Origin of the sequence: Mycobacterium interjectum (genome assembly GCF_900078675.2) — a bacterium.
Classification (GTDB): domain Bacteria; phylum Actinomycetota; class Actinomycetes; order Mycobacteriales; family Mycobacteriaceae; genus Mycobacterium; species Mycobacterium interjectum.
The window spans coordinates 4,741,939-4,752,696 of sequence record NZ_LT546237.1 but is presented as its reverse complement, the minus strand read 5'-3'; the positions used below and the strand labels follow the sequence as shown (position 1 = coordinate 4,752,696).

The 10,758-nt window shown below is 69.1% G+C and carries 6 protein-coding genes and 6 pseudogenes; 7 read left to right on the top strand and 5 right to left on the bottom strand.

Annotation, left to right across the window (positions count from 1 at the left end; genetic code table 11):
* Positions 1-120: 120 nt before the first annotated feature.
* The 5 genes and pseudogenes from BN4348_RS57565 to BN4348_RS57545 form a co-directional block, all read left to right on the top strand.
* Positions 121-2,469 (top strand): annotated as a pseudogene (locus tag BN4348_RS57565) (heterodisulfide reductase-related iron-sulfur binding cluster); the annotation flags it as partial.
* A pseudogene (locus tag BN4348_RS57560) lies at positions 2,439-3,020 on the top strand (YibE/F family protein); the annotation flags it as partial. The pseudogenes BN4348_RS57565 and BN4348_RS57560, both read left to right, overlap by 31 nt.
* A 142-nt stretch (positions 3,021-3,162) precedes the next feature.
* Positions 3,163-3,627 (top strand): annotated as a pseudogene (locus tag BN4348_RS57555) (PE family protein); the annotation flags it as partial.
* 147 nt (positions 3,628-3,774) lie between these two features.
* The gene (locus BN4348_RS57550; RefSeq protein WP_066917535.1) at positions 3,775-5,064 is read left to right on the top strand and encodes a pyridoxal phosphate-dependent aminotransferase; all 1,290 of its coding nucleotides are present in this window, start codon (positions 3,775-3,777) and stop codon (positions 5,062-5,064) included.
* 35 nt (positions 5,065-5,099) lie between these two features.
* Positions 5,100-5,768 (top strand): annotated as a pseudogene (locus tag BN4348_RS57545) (YibE/F family protein); the annotation flags it as partial.
* A 99-nt stretch (positions 5,769-5,867) separates the two neighbouring features.
* Here BN4348_RS57545 and rfbA read toward each other — a convergent pair.
* The 3 genes from rfbA to BN4348_RS57530 are packed head-to-tail and all read right to left on the bottom strand — an operon-like array spanning position 5,868 to position 7,912.
* On the bottom strand, positions 5,868-6,737 hold the full coding sequence (rfbA, locus tag BN4348_RS57540) for a glucose-1-phosphate thymidylyltransferase RfbA (protein ID WP_066917533.1): 870 nt from the start codon (positions 6,735-6,737) through the stop codon (positions 5,868-5,870).
* A gap of 22 nt (positions 6,738-6,759) precedes the next feature.
* Positions 6,760-7,128 carry a nuclear transport factor 2 family protein gene (locus BN4348_RS57535; RefSeq protein WP_066917532.1) on the bottom strand — a complete coding sequence of 123 codons (369 nt, stop codon included), beginning with the start codon at positions 7,126-7,128 and terminating at the stop codon, positions 6,760-6,762.
* 28 nt (positions 7,129-7,156) lie between these two features.
* Positions 7,157-7,912, bottom strand: a complete 756-nt coding sequence (locus BN4348_RS57530) for a maleylpyruvate isomerase family mycothiol-dependent enzyme (protein ID WP_066917531.1) — start codon at positions 7,910-7,912, stop codon at positions 7,157-7,159.
* 98 nt (positions 7,913-8,010) lie between these two features.
* On the opposite strand from BN4348_RS57530, the pseudogene BN4348_RS62035 reads away from it, so the two are divergent.
* A pseudogene (locus BN4348_RS62035) lies at positions 8,011-8,232 on the top strand (PE family protein); the annotation flags it as partial.
* An 84-nt stretch (positions 8,233-8,316) separates the two neighbouring features.
* Positions 8,317-8,529: pseudogene (locus BN4348_RS62030) on the top strand (PGRS repeat-containing protein); the annotation flags it as partial.
* A 577-nt stretch (positions 8,530-9,106) separates the two neighbouring features.
* Here the strand turns inward: BN4348_RS62030 and BN4348_RS57515 are convergent.
* Together BN4348_RS57515 and BN4348_RS62025 are read right to left on the bottom strand one after the other, a co-directional pair.
* Complete coding sequence (locus tag BN4348_RS57515; RefSeq protein ID WP_066917529.1) at positions 9,107-10,432, bottom strand: UDP-glucose dehydrogenase family protein; 1,326 nt, start codon at positions 10,430-10,432, stop codon at positions 9,107-9,109.
* Positions 10,433-10,520: 88 nt separating this feature from the next.
* A partial coding sequence (locus BN4348_RS62025) for a hypothetical protein (RefSeq protein ID WP_235852835.1) occupies positions 10,521-10,758 on the bottom strand: 238 nt, incomplete at its 5' end.

Sequence of the window (10,758 nt, the reverse complement as noted above, 5' to 3'; positions counted from 1 at the left end):
CGGGACGGGCAGTAAGTTAGGGCAGCCTTTCTCGCATCGAAAGCCGCGGAGATGCAACTATGAGCAGGGCTAATCGGGAAACAGAGCAGGCTAAGTAACTATGCATCGGGGAGAGTTTTTGTGACCACGCAGATGCTCATCAGACTGATCGTGGGCATGGGCATGACGTTGCTCGTGCTCACCTTCGCCGCGCGGCGGGTCCTTTTCCTGTTCAGGCTGGTCACTTCCGGCAAACCTGCGCCGGGGCACACCGACGACGTCGGCCGGCGGCTCTGGACGGAGATCGCCGAGGTCTTCGGGCAGCGCCGGCTGCTGAAGTGGTCGATTCCCGGCCTGGCGCACTTCTTCACCATGTGGGGTTTCTTCATCCTGCTCACGGTCTACATCGAGGCCTACGGATTCCTGTTCCAGGCGAACTTCCACATCCCGATCATCGGGCGCTGGGACGCGCTGGGCTTCCTGCAGGACTTCTTCGCCACCGGCGTCTTCCTCGGCATCACCACGTTCGCGATCATCCGACTCCGTACCGAGCCGAAGGAATACGGTCGCTCGTCGCGGTTCTACGGCTCGCACACCGGCGGCGCCTGGCTGGTGCTGTTGATGATCTTCAACGTCATCTGGACGTACGTGCTGGTCCGCGGGTCCGCGGTCAACAACGGCACGCTGCCCTATGGCAAGGGCGCGTTCCTGTCGCAGCTGTTCGGCGCGATCCTGCGCCCGCTCGGCCAGCCCGCCAACGAGATCATCGAAACGACGGCCCTTCTGTTGCACATCGCGGTCATGCTGGCGTTCCTGATCATCGTGTTGCACTCCAAGCACCTGCACATCTTCACGGCGCCCATCAACGTCATTTTCAAGCGGCTGCCCGACGCACTCGGCCCGCTGCTGCCGATCGAGGCCGACGGCAAGCCGATCGACTTCGAAAATCCGCCCGACGACGCGGAATTCGGCCGCGGCAAGATCGAGGACTTCAGCTGGAAGGGAATGCTCGACTTCGCCACCTGCACCGAATGCGGGCGTTGCCAGTCGCAGTGTCCGGCGTGGAACACCGGAAAGCCGTTGTCGCCCAAGCTCGTCATCATGGACCTGCGGGATCACTGGATGGCCAAGGCGCCGTACATCCTCGGCGACAAGGAGACCCCCGCCGAGAACACGCCGGAGGGCGGTATCGGCGAGGAACTGGCCGGCGAGAAGCACGCCGAGGAGCACCACGTCCCCGAGTCGGGCTTCGGCCGCGTGATGGGCTCGGGACCGGCGCAGGCCACCCGCCCCCTGGTCGGCACCGAAGAACAGGGCGGCGTCATCGACCCCGACGTGCTGTGGTCCTGTGTGACCTGCGGCGCCTGCGTGGAGCAGTGCCCGGTGGACATCGAACACATCGATCACATCGTCGACATGCGCCGCTACCAGGTGATGATGGAGTCGGAGTTCCCCTCCGAGCTGTCGGTGCTGTTCAAAAACCTCGAGACCAAAGGCAACCCGTGGGGGCAGAACGCCGCCGACCGGACCAACTGGATCGACGAGGTCGACTTCGACGTCCCGGTGTACGGCGAGGACGTCGACAGCTTCGACGGCTTCGAGTACCTGTTCTGGGTGGGCTGCGCGGGCGCCTACGACGACAAGGCGAAGAAAACCACGAAGGCCGTCGCCGAGTTGCTGGCCATCGCCGGCGTGAAGTACCTGGTGCTGGGCACCGGTGAGTCCTGCAACGGCGACTCCGCGCGCCGGTCGGGCAACGAGTTCCTGTTCCAGCAGCTGGCCGCCCAGGCCGTCGAGACCCTGGACGGCGTCTTCGAGGGCGTGGAGACCGTCGATCGCAAGATCGTGGTGACCTGCCCGCACTGCTTCAACACCCTCGGCAAGGAATACCGGCAGCTGGGCTCCAACTACACCGTGCTGCACCACACCCAGCTGCTCAACCGGCTGGTGCGCGACAACAAGCTGGTGCCGGTCACGCCCGTGTCGCAGGACATCACCTATCACGACCCCTGCTACCTGGGCCGGCACAACAAGGTGTACGAGGCGCCTCGGGAGTTGATCGGCGCCGCGGGGGCCAACCTCACCGAGATGCCGCGCCACGCCGAGCGCAGCTTCTGCTGCGGCGCCGGCGGTGCCCGCATGTGGATGGAAGAGCACATCGGCAAGCGGATCAACCACGAACGCGTCGACGAGGCGCTGGCCACCAACGCCGCCACGATCGCCACCGGCTGCCCGTTCTGCCGGGTGATGGTCACCGACGGCGTCAACGACCGCCAGGAGGAATCGGGCCGCAGCGGCGTCGAGGTACTCGACGTCGCCCAGATACTCCTCGGGTCGCTCGAGTACGACAAGACCACCCTGCCCGAAAAGGGCACGGCCGCAAAGGAAGCCGAGAAGCGGGCCGCCGAAAAGCCCAAGGCGGCGCCCAAGGCCGAGGCCGCGACTGCGACCGCGACCGCGCCCGCCGANTCAATCTGCGCACCAGCGCCGCGCTGCTGGGCACCCTGTCCGCGTTGCTGCTGGCGGCCGGATTATCTTGGGCTGCAGTCGATCTGGCGCATCTCACCGGCCTGTCGGACGACCAGAACGGCCAGGTCTCCGCATATCTGGGCAACGTGTCGATCAGCGGGCTGCTCCTCGTCGGGTTCATCATCGGGTCGCTGGGTGTGCTCAACGACGTGACGGTGACTCAGGCGTCGACGGTGTTCGAGCTCGCCCACCTCGGGGGCTCGCGGCGGGCGGTTTTCTTGGGCGCCATCCGGGTGGGCCGCGACCACATCGCCAGCACGGTCTACACGCTGGTGCTGGCCTACGCCGGCACGTCGCTGCCGTTGCTGCTGCTGTTCAGCGTCTCCAACCGCTCGCTGACTGACGTGCTGACCAGCGAGAGCGTGGCCATCGAGCTCGCCCGCTCCGCGGTGGGCGGCATCGCGCTGGCGCTGTCGGTGCCGTTGACGACGGGGATCGCCGCGGTGCTGGCCAAACCGGCGGTGGCACCGGCCCACGTCACCGCCGCGGTTCCGGCAACCCCAGCAAGGTAAGTCGCGGCCAGTCGGATCTGAAAACAGCAATTCTCGGAAAGCCGAATGCAGCCCGCACGGGTCGGCATACGATGCCGAAACTGTCAGTCGGTGGTGACCCTCCCGGGCAGCCGCCGTCGGCCCGACCGCGTCGGAGGTTCTGATGTCCTTACTCGTCGTAGCACCGGAGGCGTTGGCGGCAGCGGCGTCGGACGTCGCCGGGATTGGATCGACGCTGAGCACGGCCAACGCGGCGGCGTCCGTGCCCACGACGGCGGTGCTGGCCGCCGGCGCCGACGAGGTGTCGGCGGCCATCGCAGCGATCTTCGGTTCACACGCGCAGGAGTACCAGGTGATCAGCGCACAGGCTTTGGAGTTCCACGACCGGTTTGTGGAGGCGTTGAGCGGCAACGCTGGCGTGTACGCGACCGCCGAAGCCGCCAACGCGCAGCAGCAGCTCCTGAGCGTCGTTAATTCGCCCGTCCAGGCGCTGACGGGGCGTCCGCTCATCGGTAACGGCGCGAATGGGGCGTCCGGGACGGGGCAAAACGGGGCTCCCGGCGGCTGGTTGCTCGGCGACGGCGGGGCGGGCGGGGCGGGGGCCTCTGGAGCGGCCGGTCANCGAGGCGAAAGCCGAGCCCAAGCCGGGGCCGTCCGCGCAGTCCGACGGGGACTCAGCAAAGCCCGCGGCGCCCGTGAAGGGGCTGGGCATCGCGCGCGGCGCTCGTCCGCCGGGTAAGCGTTGATCACAAATTGATGCTGTCAGCAAATTTGGCTGGACAACAATGGCACCATAGGTGACGTGACTACACACCAGCTGCCCGTGCACGCCGTCGGTCATCACCGGCAGCGGACCTTCGCGCAGTCGTCCAAGCTCCAGGACGTCCTGTACGAGATCCGCGGCCCGGTGCACCAGCACGCCGCGCGGCTGGAGGCCGAGGGGCACCGCATCCTCAAGCTCAACATCGGCAATCCGGCGCCGTTCGGCTTCGAGGCGCCCGACGTGATCATGCGCGACATGATCCAGGCGCTGCCGTACGCCCAGGGCTACTCGGATTCGCAGGGCATCCTGCCCGCCCGCCGCGCGGTGGTCACCCGCTACGAGTTGGTCGAGGGCTTCCCCCGATTCGACGTCGACGACGTGTTCCTGGGCAACGGGTGCTCCGAGCTGATCACGATGACGCTGCAGGCCCTCCTCGACAACGGCGATCAGGTGTTGATCCCGGCGCCGGACTACCCGCTGTGGACGGCGTCGACGTCGCTGGCCGGGGGCACCCCGGTGCATTACCTGTGCGACGAGACCCAGGGCTGGCAACCCAACATCGCCGACTTGGAATCCAAGATCACCGAACGCACCAAGGCGCTGGTCGTGATCAACCCCAACAACCCGACCGGCGCGGTCTACAGCCGCGAAATCCTCACCCAGATGGTCGAATTGGCGCGCAAGCACCAACTGCTCCTGCTCGCCGACGAGATCTACGACAAGATCCTCTACGACGACGCCAAGCACATCAACGTGGCCTCGCTCGCACCCGACATGCTGTGCCTGACCTTCAACGGCCTGTCGAAGGCTTACCGGGTCGCCGGCTACCGGGCCGGCTGGCTGGCCATCACCGGCCCCAAGGAGCACGCCGGCAGCTTCATCGAGGGAATCAGCCTGCTGGCCAACATGCGGTTGTGCCCGAACGTCCCGGCGCAGCACGCGATCCAGGTCGCCCTCGGCGGCCATCAGAGCATCGAGGATCTGGTCCTTCCCGGCGGCCGGCTGCTCGAGCAGCGCGACGTCGCCTGGACCAAACTCAACGAGATCCCGGGCGTGTCCTGCGTCAAGCCCGAGGGCGCGCTGTACGCGTTTCCCCGGTTGGACCCCGAGGTCTACGACATCGTCGACGACGAGCAACTGGTCCTCGAGCTGCTGTTGTCCGAGAAGATCCTGGTGACACAGGGCACCGGATTCAATTGGCCCGAGCCCGATCACCTGCGCATCGTGACGCTGCCGTGGTCGCGCGACCTCGCCGCCGCGATCGAGCGGCTGGGCAACTTCCTGACCAGTTATCGGCAGTAAGCAGGCTCGCAGCGGCGCCCTCTACCCTCGACCGGGTGACACACTTGCACTCGCACAGCTTGTCCGGGGGCCCGTCTCCGCTGGGCCCGGCGCCCGCCAAGATCGTCGTCGGGCTGCTGGTCGCCATCGGTGTGGCCGTGATCGCGGGTGCGGTGTTGCTCTGGCCGAGCCGCCAGCACGTCGACATCCCGATGCCCTTTCAGAACGCCGCCGGCGGCGCCGTGAGCACCCAGCGGGGGCACGTGCTGTCCAGCACCCTGGCCGACTGCGGCAGCGCGTCCGCGGGTCAGGTGCTCACCACGGCGCCGGAGCCGGCGGCCCCCGGCGCCGGGCGGTGCACGCAGACGCTGATGGCCATCGATTCCGGGCCCAACGCCGGCGCCAAGACGCTGCTGGAGGCGTCGCCGGGGCCGGGGCAGCCGCACTTCGCGCCGGGTGATCGCGTCCGGCTCGTCCGGCAGGTCGACGAGCAGGGCACGACCAGCTACGCCTTCTACGACTTCGAGCGCGGCTGGCAACTGGTTGCCCTTGCCGTCGCGTTCGCGGTGGTGGTCGTCGCGGTGGCCCGCTGGCGCGGGCTGCTCGCGCTGGTCGGCATCGTGGTCGCGTTCCTGGTGTTGGTGGTGTTCCTGCTGCCCGCGCTGCGCGACGGCGCGCCGGCCGTCCCGGTCGCGCTGGTGGCGTCCGCGGCCATCCTCTACGCGGTNCCGGCACCCCCGGCAATCCCGGCAACGGCGGGCTGCTGCTCGGCCAGCCCGGGAACCTCGGGTCGTCCTAGCCGGCGTGATGCCGACTCGGCGAACTCACCGCCGCTGTTCCAGCAACCCCAGCAAGTAGTCGCCGTAACCGGACTTGACCAGGGTCCGGGCCCGTTGGGCCAGCTCCTCGTCGGTGATCCAGCCCTGCAGCCACGCGATTTCCTCGGGAACGCTGACCTTGAGTCCCTGGCGGCGTTCCAGCGTGCGGACGTAGTCGCTGGCGTCCAGCAGCGAGTCGAAGGTGCCCGTGTCCAGCCACGCCGTCCCACGGGCCATCACCTCGACCGACAGCCGGCCCCGGTTGAGGTAGATCTGGTTGACCTCGGTGATCTCGTATTCACCGCGCGGCGACTTCTTCAGGTTCTTGGCGATCTCGATCACGTCGTTGTCGTAGAAGTACAGGCCCGGCACCGCGTATTGCGACTTCGGCGTGGCCGGCTTCTCCTCCAGCGACAGCGCGATGCCGTCGTCGGAGAACTCGACGACGCCGTAGGCCGACGGGTTGGCCACCCAGTAAGCGAAAATCGCTCCGCCGCTAATGCTTTGGAACCGACCAAGGCTGGTGCCCAGGCCCGGGCCGTAGAAGATGTTGTCGCCCAACACCAGAGCCGCCGAATCGTTGCCGAGATGGTTGGCGCCGAGCACGAAGGCCTGTGCCAGGCCTTCGGGTTGGGCCTGCTGGATGTAGCTGAGGTTGATGCCGAATTGCGAGCCGTCACCGAGGAGCCGCTGAAAGCCGGCCGCGTCGTGGGGCGTGGTGATGATCAGGATGTCGCGGATGCCGGCCATCATCAGCGTGGACAGCGGGTAGTAGACCATCGGTTTGTCGTAGACCGGCAGCAGCTGCTTGCTGATGCCGATGGTGATCGGATGCAGGCGAGTGCCCGATCCGCCCGCCAGGATGATCCCGCGCATATCTGCCTCTCCTCTTCGGCCGCTAATTGACGAGGTCGGCCTCGGTGACTTCGGTGGCCGCCAGCGCGGCGGCCAGATCGTCGTGCCGGAACACCGCGGTGACGTGGTCGTGGACCACCCGGAACGCCGACGCGGCGTTGGTGACGCCCCCGTCGGGGGTGGTGATCTTTTGTTCGACGACTACGACGCCGTCGTGCACGTACATCCGGCCGGTCTCGGCCGTGCCTCGCTGGGAATCGGCCCACCTGCGCAGCGCCTCATGGCCCTGGGCGGCCCCGTGGGCGTCGCCGATTTCGATGTCGTCGCTGGACAGCGCCTCCAACGTCTCCATATCGAAGGCGTTGAGGGCGTCGTGCCACGCCAGAACGGTGGCGATCTCCGATGTGGTCATGGTCAGCAAGGTACCGTGTCCACCCGAGTTATAAAGGCGTACGGTCCAGCCATTTTTGCCACACGGCGTCATCGCCGAACAGGTGGATGCCGGTGTCGGCCACCGGGACCCGGCGAACGATTGCCAGCAGCAACTCGGTGGCGCCGCCGCGCAGCGCCGCGCTGCCCTTGCCATGGTCGTGCGACCAGGCGATGGCGCCGCCGTCCACCCGGATCGTCCATTCGCCGGCGTCACCGAGCCCCGGATCGGTGGCATGCAGGTGCAGCGTGTCGCCGTCCTCGAGTGGCAGCGGCGCCCCTTCGGCTCCGGCCTGAATCGCCACCCGCTCAAGCCATTCCGTGATCGCGTCCGCTGCGATTCCCGCGTCGAGGGTGAATTCGGCGCCGGTGGCGCGGGCGGCGTCAGCGCGGTGCACCGCCGTCTCGTGCAGCCGCCGCCGAACCCACCAATTCGCCGGGCGCGTCCCGAGGAAGGTCCACACCGGCGTTTCCACACCCGACAACTCGACGGCGTCGACCAGCCGCTGCGCGCCGCCCCGCAGCCAGGAGATCGCGTCGGCGGGATCAGGCGGCGGCTTGCCGCCTTCCACGGTGCGTGGGTCGAGGTACTGGTCGAGCCGGTCGCGCACGATCTGCGCCGCCCAGCGGTCTCCGCGCCCGACGTGGCGCAAGAGTTGGGTGAGCGTCCAGCCCGGGCACGTCGGGACCGGCGTCGACTCGTCGGCGTCGCGGAAAAGCTCGGCAAACGCCCGGTTCTCGTCGAGGAACGCCGCGGCATAGTCCACGCGGTCAGGTTACCGCCGGCCCGGACCCGTCGATCCACTGCGCCGACCCCGCGGCAGCGATAACGTCCGTCCCAGGACCTGACGAAAGGTGCGGGGGAATGTCATTTGTGCTCACTGCACCGGAGGCGCTGGGGGCGGCGGCTTCGGATTTGGCCGGCATCGGTACCACGCTCAGCGCCGCCCAGGCGGCCGCGGCGGCCTCGACGACACGGATGCTGGCCGCCGGCGCCGACGAGGTGTCAGTGGCGGTCGCCTCGCTGTTTTCCAGCCACGCGCTGGACTTTCACGCGCTGGGCGTCCAGGCGGCGGCGTTTCATGACCAGTTCGTGCAGACCTTGAGCGCGGGCGGGGCCTCGTACGTCAGCGCCGAGGCCGCCAACGTCCAGCAGACCCTGATGAACGCCATGAACGCGCCGACGGAGGCGCTGTTCGGGCGCCCGCTGATCGGCAACGGCGCCAACGGGGCGCCGGGCACCGGGGCCAACGGCGGGGACGCCGGCATCTTGATCGGCAATGGCGGGGCCGGCGGTTCAGGCGGCGCCAGCCACCCCAACGGCGGAAACGGCGGGGCCGCCGGGCTGCTCGGCGCCGCCGGCGCGGGCGGCGCCGGCTGGTCGGGTGCTACCCNGCGCTCGCGATCCCCGCTAGGCCGATGGCGGCGACCCGCAGCGCCCCGCTCCGCCGCGCTCGCGATCCCCGCTAGGCCGATGGCGGCGACCCGCAGCGCCCCGCTCCGCCGCGCTCGCGATCCCCGCTAGGCCGATGGCGGCGACCCGCAGCGCCCCGCTCCGCCGCGCTCGCGATCCCCGCTAGGCCGATGGCGGCGACCCGCAGCGCCCCGCTCCGCCGCGCTCGCGATCCCCGCTAGGCCGATGGCGGCGACCCGCAGCGCCCCGCTCCGCCGCGCTCGCGATCCCCGCTAGGCCGATGGCGGCGACCCGCAGCGCCCCGCTCCGCCGCGCTCGCGATCCCCGCTAGGCCGATGGCGGCGACCCGCAGCGCCCCGCTCCGCCGCGCTCGCGATCCCCGCTAGGCCGATGGCGGCGACCCGCAGCGCCCCGCTCCGCCGCGCTCGCGATCCCCGCTAGGCCGATGGCGGCGACCCGCAGCGCCCCGCTCCGCCGCGCTCGCGATCCCCGCTAGGCCGATGGCGGCGACCCGCAGCGCCCCGCTCCGCCGCGCTCGCGATCCCCGCTAGGGCCGCGGCGCCCCGAGCCGGAACACCCGCCACCCGGCCCGCTGCCAGCGGGCGAAGTCGAGGCAATTGCGCCCGTCGACGATGACGCGGGCCCGCACCCGGTCGGCCAGGTCGTCGGGGTCGAGGTCGACAAACTGCCGCCACTCGGTCAGCACCAGCACCGCATCCGCGCGTTCGCAGGCCTCTTCGACCGACACCGCGTAGTTCAGCGTCGGGAACAACCGCTGCGCGTTGTCCAGCGCCTTGGGGTCGTACACGTTGACCGCCGCGCCGTTGAGCTGCAGCTGCCCGGCGACGTTGAGCGCGGGTGAGTCCCGCACGTCGTCGGATTCGGGTTTGAATGCCGCACCCAGCACCGCGATGTTGGCGCCCAGCAGCGAACCGCCGCACGCCGCAGTGGCCAGTTCGACCATCCGGGTGCGCCGGCGCATGTTGATGCTGTCGACCTCGCGCAGGAATGTCAGCGCCTGGTCGGCCCCAAGCTCGCCCGCGCGGGCCATGAACGCGCGGATGTCCTTGGGCAGGCAGCCGCCGCCGAAACCCAGTCCGGCATTGAGGAATTGGCGTCCGATGCGGGGGTCGTACCCAAGCGCGTCGGCCAGCAGGCTGACGTCGGCGCCCGCCGCCTCGCACACCTCGGAGATCGCGTTGATGAACGAGATCTTGGTCGCCAGAAAGGCGTTGGCGGAAACCTTCACCAACTCCGCGGTTTGCAGGTCGGTCACCAGGAACGGGACCCCCGCGTCCAGCAAGGGACCATACAGCTCACGGACGGCGGCCTCCGCACGCGTCGAAGCCTGTTGCGTCCCAAGCACGATGCGATCGGGATGCAGGGTGTCGTGCACCGCATAGCCCTCGCGCAGGAATTCCGGATTCCAAGCGATTTCGACGTCGACCCCGGGCGGCGCCAGCGCGGCGGCGCGCTGGTTCAGCTCCGCCCCGGTGCCCACCGGAACCGTCGACTTGCCGATGAGCACCGACGGCCTGGTCAACCGGGGCACCAGCGCGTCGATGACGGCGTGCACGTGGCACAGGTCGGCGCCGTATTCACCCTTTTTTTGCGGGGTGCCCACGCCCAGGAAGTGGACGTCGGCGAAATCGGCCGCCAGGTCGTAGTCGGTGGTGAACTGCAGCCGCCCGGCGGCCAGGTTGTCCCTCAACAACTTTCGCAGTCCGGGCTCGTAGAAGGGAATGTCACCGCCGGCCAGCTTGGCGATCTTGCCCGCATCGATGTCGACGCCGACGACGTCGTGTCCCAGTTCCGCCATCCCTGCCGCGTGGGTGGCACCCAGGTAACCGGTGCCAAAGACGGTGCATCGCATACCACCGGTGTAGGTGGCCGCGATGAGCTAACTGCATCGCGCCGCTGAGCGGGAGGCAAACGGCAGATGACAGGTGGCCGCGAAAGGCCTAGATGCCAGGGATGCCCGGGATCCCGAACCCGCCGTGCCCGTGACCGCCGCCGAACCCACCGCGCGGGCCGCCGGGGAATCCACCGTGTCCGCCACCCTCATGACCTCCGTCGCCGTGACCACCGCCGAAGCCCCCTCCGGGCGGCCCGCCGAACCCGGGTATCGGTAGCGGGATGGGCACCGGAACCGGCGCGACCGGCGGCGGCGCGGGAGCGGGCGGCGGGGCAGCCGGGGCC